We start from the raw sequence: 12,495 nt of genomic DNA, 5'->3' as shown, positions 1-12,495 counted from the left end.
CAGTCTTCGTCGAACCGCCGCACGCACCCGCACAGCCCTGTTCCCACCCCCCACCCGGAAACCAGGAGCTGCACACATGCGTACGACCGACAGACGGTGGCACCGCCTCGGCACCACCTTCGCGGCCACCGCCGCACTCGCCTTCGCCGGCTTCGGCGCCGCGACCCACGCGGCCGCGGCGCCGTCCTCGCCCACCCGGACGACCTGGACCGCGACCCCCTGCGCCACCCCCGAGCACAAGGGCGAACTCGCCTGTGACTCCTTCCGGGTGACCGGTGGCCTCACCGCCTTCCAGAAGCAGCAGGCGGCGAGGACCGGCATCACCCCGAAGGCCGCCGACGCCTCCACCCCCTCCGGCTACGGCCCCTCCGACCTCCAGTCCGCCTACGGCCTCACCTCCGCCGCCTCCGCCAACGGCTCCGGCAGGACCATCGCGATCGTGGACGCCTACGACGACCCGAACGCGGCGGCCGACCTCGCCAAGTACCGCTCGTACTACGGCCTGCCGTCCTGCACCACGTCCAACGGCTGCTTCAAGAAGGTCAGCCAGACCGGCTCCACCACCTCCCTGCCCTCCGCCGACAGCGGCTGGGCCGAGGAGGAGTCCCTCGACCTCGACATGGCCTCCGCCATCTGCCCGAACTGCAACATCCTCCTCGTCGAGGCCAAGTCCGCGACGATGACCAACCTCGGCACCGCCGTGAACGAGGCCGTCAAGCTGGGCGCCAAGTACGTCTCCAACAGCTACGGCGGCGCGGAGTCCTCCGCCGACACCTCCTACGACTCCTCCTACTTCAACCACCCGGGCGTCGCCATCACCGTCTCCGCCGGCGACTCGGGCTACGGCGCCGAGTACCCGGCCGCCTCCAAGTACGTGACGGCAGTGGGCGGCACCGCCCTGTCGAAGGCCTCCTCGACCACCCGTGGCTGGACGGAGTCGGTCTGGAAGACCAGCAGCACCGAGGGAACCGGCTCCGGCTGCTCCTCGTACGACACCAAGCCGGCCTGGCAGACGGACACGGGCTGCAGCAAGCGGACCATCGCCGACGTCTCGGCGGTGGCCGACCCGGCGACCGGCGTCTCGGTCTACGACTCCTACGGCGTGACCGCCGGCTGGTACACCTTCGGCGGCACCAGCGCCAGCTCGCCCATCATCGCCTCGGTCTACGCCCTCGCCGGCACCCCGTCCAGCAGCAGCTACCCGGCCAAGTTCCCGTACACCGCGGCCGGCACCTCCGCACTGAACGACGTCACCAGCGGCAACAACGGCTCCTGCTCCCCCAGCTACCTGTGCACCGCCCGGTCGGGCTATGACGGCCCGACCGGCTGGGGCACCCCTGAGGGCACGGCGGCCTTCACCGGCTGACGCACGGTCCGCTGCGCAGGTCACAGGCCCCGACGGCACCCGCCGCCGGGGCCTTGTCCAATCTCCGCCCCTCCCCCATGAGAACATCGTGCCGACGCCTCACCCGACCGGCCGTCAGAAACCGTGCCAGGTCGTAAAGGAGGACAACGACAGAACCACACGACAGGTTCCGGTCTGACCTCGTTGCCCGGCGTGACCTGCCGTGATACACAGAGTGACCGAACGCGCCATCCGTACGAAACCCGCCAGTCAATGACGTCAAGTCGACATACGTTGGCGCCGTCGTCGGCGACAATGAGGCCTGACCTCTGCACCCCGCAGGGGGCCAGCGGAACTACCCACCAGGGGCGGTGACTTACATGCTCTTTGCGGCCGACAAGGGAGATATCAACACCATCATCGGCGGGATCGCTCCGAACTGGGGCCCCTTCGGCAGCCTGGGCAACGAGGCGAAGGTGATGATCGAGGTGGTGATGGCGGTGGCCATCCTGCTCTGCCTCGGCATCGCGGTCTGGGGCGCGGCCAAACAGCGCATCGGCGCCACGGCCCTGCGCGACACCTTCAGCGCGGAACAGGGCAAGGGCCTCATCATCGCCGGCCTCACCGGAGTCTTCATCATCGGCTCCCTCGGCACACTGTTCACGATCGTGTACGGCATGGCGGTCTGACCCCGCACCATTTCCCCCTCCCCCACCACCCGTCCGTCGTGCCCACCGGCTGAGGTTGCGTTTCCCTGATGTCGAGTCACCACACCGCGCCCGCGCGGGAACCAGCACGGCTACCGTCGTATGCCTACGAGGGTGAGGGGGCGCAGACGGCATGAATCCCGGAGACGAAGGGTCCTACCCCGACTACGGCGACACCACGGGCCACACCCGCACCCGCCTGCCCGAGGGCGACCCCTACGGCGGCGCCCCCCGACGCCCCACCCGCTCCTCCTCCCGCAGCCTCGTCACGGTGGTCGGCGTGGTGGTACTCCTGATCGCAGCGATCGCTTTCGCCAACCGGGGGGACCATTCTCCGGCCGACGGCGCGACGACGAAGGGCGGCTCCGCACCCCGGACGTCCTCGACAGCGGCTTCGGGCACCCGCCCGGTGGAGACAAAGACGACCGGCATCCCCTCGGGCTTCGCCCACACGGTGCAGGGGGCGCAGAGCGCGGCGGCGAACTACTCGGTGGCTTTGGGGTCGGCCGACATGTTCAACACCGCGCGGCGGCACGCGATCGTCGACACGGTCTACGCACCCGACGTGGTGGCCGCCCGGCAGTCGGCGCTGGACAGCGCCTACTCCAGCGAGACGTTCCTCTCCAACATCGGTCTGACGAACGACGGCCTCGCCCCGAAGGGGCAGACGTTCGTGTCCCGGGCGATTCCGGTGGGCACCAAGGTCACCTCTTCGGAGTCGGACACGATCACGGTCGAGGTCTGGTACACGTCGCTCTTCGGTCTCTCCGGTGATGCCTCCAAGAATCCGGTGACGGAGAGCTGGTACACCACGACATACGTACTGAAGTGGGCCGGCAACGACTGGAAGATCTCCAGCGACCAGCAGAAGGAAGGCCCCGTGCCCGTAGGCCGTGATCAGACGGCGTCCACTGCTGACCAGATGACGAAGGCCGTCGAGGAGTACGGAGGGTTCACGTATGCGCGCTAACCACCGCGTCCTCAGGTTCGCGACGGTCCTGGGCACCGTGCAGACGGCCGCGGTGCTGCTGGCCGCCCGCGCCTTCGCCGCCCCCACGCCCACGGCCACGCCGTCGGGCACGCCGTCTCCCTCGAAGAGCGGCGACGCCTGTGCTCTGATCCATGACGCCGCCAAAGAGTTCTGCGAGAGGGACAACGGCTCCAAGGGCTCCACCGGCTCCACCAACATCCCCCTCACCGACTCGACGGACCCCCTCTCCTCCCTCGCCAAAGGCTGTGCCGAGGCGGCCTCCTGGACTATCGGCAAGCTCAGCAAGGCCGTGAAGGAGACCGCCAACGTCGACTTCACCAACGAGAAGTTCCTTCAGCAGTACGCCATCGTCTTCGCCGCCTCCACGATCCTCACGCTCCTGCTGTGGCTCCTCGCCGTCGCCAAGCGAGCCGTCCGCGGCGTACCGCTGACCACCGCCATCTCCGAGGCCATCGGCTTCCTGTGGCTCACCGTGCTCGCCTCCGCCTTCACCCCCCTGATCCTCTACACCGTCGTCTCCGCCACCGACGGCGTCACCGACGTCCTCGCCAAAGCCACCGGCGACCAGGCCGACACCTTCTTCGGCACCTTCTCCGGCGCCCTCGGCAAGGGCACCGACATCGGCGGCGGCCCGATCATGCTGATCGTCGTCTCCCTGGTCAGCATCCTCGCCGCCGGCGTCCTCTGGCTCGAGCTGGTCATCCGCGCCGCCCTCCTCTACGTCGGCGCCCTCCTCGGCACCGTCGTCTACGCCGGCCTCGTCGACAAGAACCTGTGGGGGCACGTACGGCGCTGGGCCGGGATCATGATCGCGGTCATCCTCGTCAAACCGGTCATCGTCATCGTGCTCGGCCTCGCCGGCGCCCTCTCCTCCGGCAACGGCCCCGACTCCTTCTCCGCCGTCGTCTCCGGCCTCGCCATCATCCTGCTCGCCATCTTCGCCAGCGCGATGATCTACCGCTTCGTCCCCGGCTTCGGCGACGACATCGCAAGCGGCCGCAACAACCGCATCATGCAGGGCGCCGAGAGCAAGGCCGCCGCCGTCATCAGCTCCCCCGCCACCCTCGTCGCCCAGGGCATCAAGACCCACAGCTCCCGCGCCGACAACAACGGAGGCGGAGCCGGCGGCACGAGCAGCAGCACCCCCCGCCCGGCCAACCCCGCCGCCGGCGGTGTCGCCGCCCACAGCAGCCGTACCCCCGCATCGGGCGGCGGCGGAGCAGTCCCCTCCGCGACGCCCGCGCCCCGCGCACCCAGCCCGGCCAACACCCCGCACGCCAGCAACGCCCGCAACAACCGCTCAGGAGGTGAAGGGCGTTGACGACCGAGTCCCACCTGTCCCATCCGGTCACGCCCCGCCGTACGTATCTGATCGGCCGCGCCCGGCCGAACGCGATCATCGGCCGGAACCGCGAGTCCGGCGAGATCGCGCTGATCGTCGCGGGCGCGTTCCTCGGCATGATGTGCGGCCTACTGGTGCCCGTCCTGTCCCTGCGGATCGTGCTGCTGACGGGCTTCCCGCTGCTCGCGCTCGCCGCGGTCTACGTGCCGTACAAGCGCCGCACCTTCTACAAGTGGTTCGAGATCAACCGCAGCTTCAAGCGGACCGTCAAGAACGGCGCGGCCTACCGCTCCAGCGCCATGGAGGCCGGCACCCGCCTCGACGGCCGGGAGGTCGAGGTCGGCCCGCCTCCCGGCATCGGCCGCATCTCCTGGCTCGCCGCGCCGTTCGGGCCCGACGAGATCGCCGTACTGCTGCACGCCGACCGCAAGACCGTCACGGCCGCCATCGAGATCGAGGGCCCGGGCGTGGGCCTGCGCGACTCGGAGGACCAGGAGGCCCTGGTCGACCGCTTCGGCACCCTCCTCAAGCACGTGGCGAACGGCGACGGCTTCGTCACCCGCCTGCAGATGCTCGCCCGCACCCTGCCCGCCGACCCCGACGCGCACGCCAAGGACGTCGTCCAGCGCGGCGACCAGCGCTCCCCCGAGTGGCTGCAACGCAGCTACGACCAGCTGCAGTCCATGGTCTCCACCAGCAGCGAGCAGCACCGCGCCTACCTCGTCGCCTGCATGCACTACACCCGCGAACTGGCCGCCGAGGCCCAGGCCATGGCCCGCGCCGCCCGCCCGCAGTCCGGCCGCAAGCTGGACCGCGACGCCGGCCTCGCCGTCGTCATGGCCCGCGAGCTGACCGACATCTGCTCGCGCCTGCAGGAGGCCGACATCCGCGTGCGGCAGCCGCTCGGCCAGGGCCGGCTGGCATCGCTGATCCACTCCATGTACGACCCGGACCACCCCATCGACCACATCCAGGCGATGACCCAGCGCAACGCCTGGCCGGCCGAGCTGGACGCCATGGAGCCCACCTACCTCCAGGCCAAGACCCGCGAGTCCAACACCCGCGCTCCCTGGTGCCACGCCACGGCCTGGGTGAAGGAATGGCCGATGACCCCCGTCGGCGTGAACTTCCTCGCCCCGCTCCTCGTCCACACCCCCGACGTCATCCGCACGGTCGCCGTGACGATGGACCTCGAACCCACCGAGATCGCCATCGAACGCATGCTGACGGAGAAGACCAACGACGAGGCCGAGGCATCCCGCGCCGCCAAGATGAACCGGACCGTCGACCCCCGGGACATCGCCGCCCACAACCGCCTCGACCAGCGCGGCGAAGACCTCGCCAGCGGCGCCGCCGGCGTCAACCTGGTCGGCTACATCACCGTCTCCTCCCGCACCCCCGAAGCCCTCGCCCGCGACAAGCGCACGATAAGGGCCTCCGCCGGCAAGTCGTATCTCAAGCTGGAGTGGTGCGACCGAGAGCACCACCGCGCCTTCGTGAACACACTTCCCTTCGCCACCGGCATCCGAAGGTAGGGGCTGATTCACCGATGCGGGATCCGCTGTCCGTCCTCACCGACGCCTTCACGTCCTTCCTCTTCGGAAAGGTCGAGACGACCCGTCTCCCGGTCCGCACCTCCACGGGCCAGGCCCAGGCGGTCTACCTGCCGACGGCCGCCCCCGGCCTCGGCGACTCCGGCGTCATCATCGGCCGCGAGGTGTACTCCGGCAAGGGCTACATCTACGACCCCTTCCAGCTGTACGGCCAGCAGCTCCCCGCCCCGCACTGGCTCGTCCTCGGCGAGTCCGGCAACGGCAAGTCGGCGCTGGAGAAGACCTACGTCCTGCGGCAGCTGCGCTTCAAGGACCGCCAGGTCGTCGTCCTGGACGCCCAGGGCGAGGACGGCGTCGGCGAATGGAACCTCATCGCCGAGGAGCTGGGGATAACTCCCATCCGGCTGGACCCGACGGCCGCCCTGAACCACGGCATCCGCCTCAACCCCCTCGACCCGGCGATCACCACGACGGGCCAGCTGGCGCTGCTCCGCACGATCATCGAGGTCGCGATGGGCCACGGCCTCGACGAACGCTCCGGCTTCGCCCTCAAGGTCGCGCACTCCTACGTCAACGAGACGATCCTGGACCGCCAGCCGGTCCTGACCGACATCGTGGAGCAACTACGCCACCCCGAACCGGAGTCGGCGGAGGCGATGAACGTCGCCATAGACGACGTACGGGCGTGGGGCCTGGACGTGGCGCTCGTCCTGGACCGCCTGGTCGACGGCGACCTCAGGGGCATGTTCGACGGCCCCACGACGGTCGGCATCGACCTCGACGCCCCCCTCATCGTCTTCGACCTGTCCCACATCGACCGCAACTCCATCGCCATGCCCATCCTCATGGCGATCGTCGGCGTGTGGCTCGAGCACACCTGGATCCGCCCCGACCGCAAGAAGCGCATCTTCCTGGTCGAGGAGGCCTGGCACATCATCAACAGCCCGTTCGTGGCCCAGCTGTTCCAGCGCCTGCTGAAGTTCGGCCGCCGGCTCGGCCTGTCCTTCGTCGCGGTCGTCCACCACCTGTCCGACGTGGTCGACGGCGCGGCGGCGAAGGAGGCGGCCGCGATCCTCAAGATGGCGTCCACCCGGACGATCTACGCCCAGAAGGCCGACGAGGCGCGGGCCACCGGCCGGGTACTGGGTTTGCCGAGGTGGGCGGTGGAAATCATCCCGACGCTGACGCCCGGCATCGCCGTATGGGACGTCAACGGCAATGTCCAGGTGGTCAAACACCTGGTCACGGAGACGGAACGCCCACTGGTCTTCACCGACCGCGCGATGACCGAGTCCTCCAGCGACCTCGTGGCCGACGAGGCCCTGCGCGCCGCCGAACTGGAGGCCGAGCAGCGGGCCGCGGCCTTCGTGGAACAGCATCTGGGCGACTCCGAGTCGACGGTGGCGTAGCGGGAGGGGACGGGCGTGAGACCGGACGATCGCGGTACCGAGCGGCGGCAGGGCCAGGGCGGCATCCCCGACGGCCTCCTGATCGGCATACTCGCGTTCCTCCTCGGCATCACCCTGCTGGTGTGGACGGCCACGGGCCTTGCGGCGCTCTTCGCCAACGGCGCCTGGCCCACCGGCGTCACCTTCACCCGCACCCCCCTGGCCATGCGCCACCTCATCGGCCGGCCCCACGACATCCCCGGCGCCTGGCCGGACACCCCCGCGGACCGGCTGTCCGGCTGGGGCCTGTTCTGGGGGCTGTTCATCGGCCAGTTGATGGTCCTGTTCGTCCTCACGGTGTTCGTGATGGGGGCGACGGCGAGATGGCGGGCGGGCAGGGCACGACGGAAGGCAGCCGTCACGCAGTCCGAACCACCACGCCACGAAGTACCACTGCCGCGCAGGGAGCCGGAACCAGAACTGGAACTGGAACCAGACCCGGAGCCGGAACCACTGCCGCGGCCGACGGAAACCGTCCGGGAGACGGCGCCGGAAGCACCCTTGCCCGGCCTCCCGGCCAGCGGCGAGCGGGTGGGCGGCGGGTGGGAGAAGATCCTCGTCGCCCCCAGGGAAAGCCGCCGGACGACCGCCGCCCAAGCCGTGCGCGAAGCCGAGGGCCCCGCCCTCGTGGTCACATCGAACCCGTCCCTCTGGGCGGAAACGAAGGACGCGAGGACCAAACTCGGGCCCACCCTCCTCTACGACCCCACGCACCTGTGCGACACCCCGGCCCGCCTCCACTGGTCTCCCATCACCGGCTGCGAGGACAGACAGACCGCGCTCAGCCGGGCGACAGCACTCCTCGCCCCCGTACAGCCCACGGCCAAGATCGACCAGGCGGTGGCGGACACGGCGATCACCCTCCTGCGCAGCTATCTCCACGCCGCCGCCCTGGAAACCCGCACCGTCCGCCACGTCCACCGCTGGGCCCAGGGCACCCAGGTCCAGGACGCCGTACGCACCCTCCGGACCCACCCCAAGGCCGCCCCCGGCGCCGCAGGCGAACTGGAGGCCGCCCTCACGGCGCACCCCGAACGCCGGGACATCGCACAGGAGCTGACCGGCCGAGCCCTGTCCGCCCTCTCCACGGTCAACGTCCGCGAGGCCTGCACACCCAACCGAACTGATGCGCTCACCCTGGATTCTTTCGTCCACGAAGGGGGCACGCTCTATGTGGTCGGTGAATCCATCGAGGACCCGAGGAGCAACCCCGGCGCGATGCCACTCCTGACGGCCCTCGTCTCCAGCGTGGTCGAGCGTGGCCGGCGCATGGCCGAACGGTCATCCTCCGGTCGGCTCGACCCACCACTGACCCTGGTCCTGGACGACGTCGCGGCCGTGGCCCCGCTCCCCCAGCTCCCGGACCTGCTCATCACCGGATACGACCAGGGCCTGCCCACCCTCGCCCTGCTCCGCTCCCGCGAACAGGCCCGCTCCCGCTGGCCGCACCAGGAACTGCCGGTCTAGGACGGCCACTCCAGCACGAACTCCAGCTCGTTCTGCGACTCGTCCCGGAACGACGGCACGCTCACCCCGCTCGGAACGAACCCGGCCTTGCGGTACGCGCCCTGCGCCCGGGCATTGTCCTCGTGCACGAGCAGCCGTACCCGCCGCGCACCCCGCTCGCGCGCCCACTCCACACCGGCGTCGAACAGGGTCTTGATCAGCCCGCTCCCGCGGTGCTCGGGCCGGACGAACACCCCGACCACATGCCCCTGCCGGCGCTCCACGGGATACCCCGCCCAGTCCTTCGTCCCGGCTTCCTCGATGAGCACGGTCACCGAGCCGACCCACTCGCCGTCGGACGTCTCGGCGATCAGCTGCCGGGCCGTCGTCGACCCCTCACCGGATCCGACCGCCCGGTCCTGCCAGAAGGCATCCGCCTTGGCCGCGGCCTCGTCGTACGACTCCAGGAAGGCGAGGTGCGCGACCGGGTCCCGCAGCGCGTCCAGCCGCAGCTGCTTCACTCGGGGCCAGTCGTCCGGTCGTATGGCGCGGATGACGTAGTCATGGGTGTCCTGGCTGTTGCTCATGGCCTCACCGTAGTGCCGCCCGTTGTCAGAGGCATCCCATATTGTGGCCGCCATGACAACATTGCCCCAACGTCCGCATACCGCCCTGCTGGTCATCGACGTACAGAACGGCGTGGTGGTGCCGGGCTCGCCGGACCGCGAGAAGGTCATCGCCAACATCGCCCAGCTCGTCGACAGGGCCCGCGCAGCGGACGTACCGGTGATCTGGGTGCAGCACCAGGACGAGGAACTGGTGCCGGGCACCGAGGCCTGGGAGTACGTCCCGGAACTCGAGCGCCACGAATCCGAGGCCCTCGTCGCCAAGAAGTACAGGGACTCCTTCGAGGACACCCCTTTGGAGTCCGTCCTGGCCGAGCGCGAGGTGGGCCACCTGTATGTCACGGGCGCCCAGACCGACTTCTGCATCCGCTCGACCCTGCACGGCGCCCTGGTACGCGGCTACGACGCGACGCTGGTCGCCGACGCCCACACGACGGAGGACCTCACCGAGTACGGCGCGCCGGCGCCGGAGCAGGTCATCGCCCACACCAACTTCTACTGGAGCGGCCAGCACGCTCCCGGCCGCCGAGGTGGCACGGTGAAAACAGCGGAAGTGACCTTCTAGAACCGGCTCTGAAACGCAGAAAGGCCCACACCAGATGGCGTGGGCCTTTCTCAAAATTTGTTCGGCGGCGTCCTACTCTCCCACAGGGTCCCCCCTGCAGTACCATCGGCGCTGTGAGGCTTAGCTTCCGGGTTCGGAATGTAACCGGGCGTTTCCCTCACGCTATGACCACCGAAACACTATGAAACTGTCCAGCCGCACCATGTGTGGCACATGGGGCCGTTCGTGGTTTCAGAACCAACACAGTGGACGCGAGCAACTGAGGACAAGCCCTCGGCCTATTAGTACCGGTCACCTCCACCAGTTACCTGGCTTCCAGATCCGGCCTATCAACCCAGTCGTCTACTGGGAGCCTTACCCCATCAAGTGGGTGGGAGTCCTCATCTCGAAGCAGGCTTCCCGCTTAGATGCTTTCAGCGGTTATCCCTCCCGAACGTAGCCAACCAGCCATGCCCTTGGCAGAACAACTGGCACACCAGAGGTTCGTCCGTCCCGGTCCTCTCGTACTAGGGACAGCCCTTCTCAAGACTCCTACGCGCACAGCGGATAGGGACCGAACTGTCTCACGACGTTCTAAACCCAGCTCGCGTACCGCTTTAATGGGCGAACAGCCCAACCCTTGGGACCGACTCCAGCCCCAGGATGCGACGAGCCGACATCGAGGTGCCAAACCATCCCGTCGATATGGACTCTTGGGGAAGATCAGCCTGTTATCCCCGGGGTACCTTTTATCCGTTGAGCGACGGCGCTTCCACAAGCCACCGCCGGATCACTAGTCCCGACTTTCGTCCCTGCTCGACCCGTCGGTCTCACAGTCAAGCTCCCTTGTGCACTTACACTCAACACCTGATTGCCAACCAGGCTGAGGGAACCTTTGGGCGCCTCCGTTACCCTTTAGGAGGCAACCGCCCCAGTTAAACTACCCATCAGACACTGTCCCTGATCCGGATCACGGACCCAGGTTAGACATCCAGCACGACCAGACTGGTATTTCAACGACGACTCCACAAACACTGGCGTGCCTGCTTCAAAGTCTCCCAGCTATCCTACACAAGCCGAACCGAACACCAATATCAAACTGTAGTAAAGGTCCCGGGGTCTTTCCGTCCTGCTGCGCGAAACGAGCATCTTTACTCGTAGTGCAATTTCACCGGGCCTATGGTTGAGACAGTCGAGAAGTCGTTACGCCATTCGTGCAGGTCGGAACTTACCCGACAAGGAATTTCGCTACCTTAGGATGGTTATAGTTACCACCGCCGTTTACTGGCGCTTAAGTTCTCAGCTTCGCCCCACCGAAATGGAGCTAACCGGTCCCCTTAACGTTCCAGCACTGGCAGGCGTCAGTCCGTATACATCGCCTTACGGCTTCGCACGGACCTGTGTTTTTAGTAAACAGTCGCTTCTCGCTGGTCTCTGCGGCCCCCCAGCTCGAGGAGCAAGCCCTCTCACCAGGAATGGCCCCCCTTCTCCCGAAGTTACGGGGGCATTTTGCCGAGTTCCTTAACCATAGTTCACCCGAACGCCTCGGTATTCTCTACCTGACCACCTGAGTCGGTTTAGGGTACGGGCCGCCATGAAACTCGCTAGAGGCTTTTCTCGACAGCATAGGATCATCCACTTCACCACAATCGGCTCGGCATCAGGTCTCACCCTGCATGAGTGGCGGATTTGCCTACCACTCGGGCTACACCCTTACCCCGGGACAACCACCGCCCGGGATGGACTACCTTCCTGCGTCACCCCATCACTCACCTACTAACCGCTTGGTCCGGCGGCTCCACCACTTTCCTTTCCCCGAAGGGTCCGGAACGGCTTCACGGCCTTAGCATCACGATGCTCGATGTTTGACGCTTCACAGCGGGTACCGGAATATCAACCGGTTATCCATCGACTACGCCTGTCGGCCTCGCCTTAGGTCCCGACTTACCCTGGGCAGATCAGCTTGACCCAGGAACCCTTAGTCAATCGGCGCACACGTTTCTCACGTGTGAATCGCTACTCATGCCTGCATTCTCACTCGTCAACCGTCCACGACTACCTTCCAGTGCCGCTTCACCCGGCAGACGACGCTCCCCTACCCATCCATACACCCGTTGGGGCTATATATATGAATGACACGACTTCGGCGGTACGCTTGAGCCCCGCTACATTGTCGGCGCGGAATCACTAGACCAGTGAGCTATTACGCACTCTTTCAAGGGTGGCTGCTTCTAAGCCAACCTCCTGGTTGTCTGTGCGACTCCACATCCTTTCCCACTTAGCGTACGCTTAGGGGCCTTAGTCGATGCTCTGGGCTGTTTCCCTCTCGACCATGGAGCTTATCCCCCACAGTCTCACTGCCGCGCTCTCACTTACCGGCATTCGGAGTTTGGCTAAGGTCAGTAACCCGGTAGGGCCCATCGCCTATCCAGTGCTCTACCTCCGGCAAGAAACACACGACGCTGCACCTAAATGCATTTCGGGGAGAACCAG

The 12,495-nt window shown here is 67.3% G+C and carries 9 protein-coding genes and 2 rRNA genes (1 of these 11 only partly in view); 8 read left to right on the top strand and 3 right to left on the bottom strand.

Annotated features, from left to right (window positions below):
• Positions 1-76: 76 nt before the first annotated feature.
• The 7 genes from A6P39_RS22800 (at position 77) to A6P39_RS22770 (ending at position 8,853) form a co-directional block, all read left to right on the top strand.
• Positions 77-1,366: a S53 family peptidase gene (locus A6P39_RS22800; RefSeq protein WP_067050494.1), complete on the top strand. Its 1,290-nt coding sequence runs from the start codon at positions 77-79 to the stop codon at positions 1,364-1,366.
• Between the two features lie 359 nt (positions 1,367-1,725).
• Positions 1,726-2,034, top strand: coding sequence for a hypothetical protein (locus tag A6P39_RS22795; protein WP_009189392.1), 309 nt, complete (start codon positions 1,726-1,728; stop codon positions 2,032-2,034).
• Positions 2,035-2,185: 151 nt separating this feature from the next.
• Positions 2,186-3,022: a hypothetical protein gene (locus tag A6P39_RS22790; RefSeq protein ID WP_067050491.1), complete on the top strand. Its 837-nt coding sequence runs from the start codon at positions 2,186-2,188 to the stop codon at positions 3,020-3,022.
• Positions 3,012-4,364: a hypothetical protein gene (locus A6P39_RS22785; RefSeq protein ID WP_067050488.1), complete on the top strand. Its 1,353-nt coding sequence runs from the start codon at positions 3,012-3,014 to the stop codon at positions 4,362-4,364. Before A6P39_RS22790 ends, A6P39_RS22785 begins: the two co-directional genes overlap by 11 nt.
• Entirely contained in the window at positions 4,361-5,920 is a 1,560-nt protein-coding gene (locus A6P39_RS22780; protein WP_067050485.1) for an SCO6880 family protein, read from the top strand. Before A6P39_RS22785 ends, A6P39_RS22780 begins: the two co-directional genes overlap by 4 nt.
• Positions 5,921-5,934: 14 nt before the next feature.
• Positions 5,935-7,347, top strand: a complete 1,413-nt coding sequence (locus A6P39_RS22775; RefSeq protein WP_067050482.1) for an ATP-binding protein — start codon at positions 5,935-5,937, stop codon at positions 7,345-7,347.
• 15 nt (positions 7,348-7,362) lie between these two features.
• Positions 7,363-8,853 (top strand): type IV secretory system conjugative DNA transfer family protein, encoded by a 1,491-nt coding sequence (locus tag A6P39_RS22770; RefSeq protein WP_067050479.1) that lies wholly within the window; start codon positions 7,363-7,365, stop codon positions 8,851-8,853.
• Here the strand turns inward: A6P39_RS22770 and A6P39_RS22765 are convergent.
• Positions 8,850-9,419: a GNAT family N-acetyltransferase gene (locus A6P39_RS22765; RefSeq protein ID WP_079133566.1), complete on the bottom strand. Its 570-nt coding sequence runs from the start codon at positions 9,417-9,419 to the stop codon at positions 8,850-8,852. The two genes, A6P39_RS22770 and A6P39_RS22765, sit on opposite strands and share 4 nt — an antisense overlap.
• 52 nt (positions 9,420-9,471) lie before the next feature.
• Between A6P39_RS22765 and A6P39_RS22760 the strand changes: the two genes are divergently transcribed.
• Complete coding sequence (locus A6P39_RS22760; protein WP_067050475.1) at positions 9,472-10,023, top strand: cysteine hydrolase family protein; 552 nt, start codon at positions 9,472-9,474, stop codon at positions 10,021-10,023.
• A 59-nt stretch (positions 10,024-10,082) separates the two neighbouring features.
• Here the strand turns inward: A6P39_RS22760 and rrf are convergent.
• Positions 10,083-10,199: ribosomal RNA gene (gene rrf, locus A6P39_RS22755) — 5S ribosomal RNA — on the bottom strand.
• Positions 10,200-10,284: 85 nt separating this feature from the next.
• Positions 10,285-12,495, bottom strand: a 23S ribosomal RNA gene (locus A6P39_RS22750) (it continues 903 nt past the right edge of the window).

This window comes from Streptomyces sp. FXJ1.172, assembly GCF_001636945.3.
Taxonomy (GTDB): domain Bacteria; phylum Actinomycetota; class Actinomycetes; order Streptomycetales; family Streptomycetaceae; genus Streptomyces.
The sequence above is the reverse complement of the archived record's forward strand: the minus strand, read 5'-3'. Positions and strand labels throughout refer to the sequence as shown.

Bases quoted from the DNA above. Each gene is read 5' to 3' on its own strand.
- A6P39_RS22800 (WP_067050494.1), top strand. From the start codon at position 77: ATGCGTACGACCGACAGACGGTGGCACCGCCTCGGCACCACCTTCGCG.
- A6P39_RS22795 (WP_009189392.1), top strand. From the start codon at position 1,726: ATGCTCTTTGCGGCCGACAAGGGAGATATCAACACCATCATCGGCGGG.
- A6P39_RS22790 (WP_067050491.1), top strand. From the start codon at position 2,186: ATGAATCCCGGAGACGAAGGGTCCTACCCCGACTACGGCGACACCACG.
- A6P39_RS22785 (WP_067050488.1), top strand. From the start codon at position 3,012: ATGCGCGCTAACCACCGCGTCCTCAGGTTCGCGACGGTCCTGGGCACC.
- A6P39_RS22775 (WP_067050482.1), top strand. From the start codon at position 5,935: ATGCGGGATCCGCTGTCCGTCCTCACCGACGCCTTCACGTCCTTCCTC.
- A6P39_RS22765 (WP_079133566.1), bottom strand. From the start codon at position 9,419: ATGAGCAACAGCCAGGACACCCATGACTACGTCATCCGCGCCATACGA.
- A6P39_RS22760 (WP_067050475.1), top strand. From the start codon at position 9,472: ATGACAACATTGCCCCAACGTCCGCATACCGCCCTGCTGGTCATCGAC.